Consider the following 255-nt stretch of genomic DNA (forward strand, 5'->3'; position numbering starts at 1 on the left):
ATCCACCACCAGTCGCGGCGGGTGAGGAACGGTAGGAAGACCCGGCGGGACGCATCGAACCGGATGCGAGCACGCAGAACCGGGTAGCGCTCGTCGAGGGCGTCTCCGAGCACCTTGTCGGCCCACGCGAGCTGGGCGACAGCCCCGCCGGCGCCGAGGTCGATGAAGGGGTCGTCCGCCACCGGAACGACCGAGCCGTGCCGGGCGAACACGTCGTCGTGCGCGGGCCAGCACCACGAGCTCTGCTCGCAGAGG

Annotated in this window: 1 pseudogene; it reads right to left on the reverse strand. The window is 71.4% G+C overall.

What is annotated here, in order from left to right:
* Positions 1 to 255 (reverse strand): annotated as a pseudogene (locus tag ACPYOG_RS20010) (heparinase II/III domain-containing protein); the annotation flags it as partial.

The organism is Leifsonia sp. HAY1-4F (assembly GCF_056755275.1).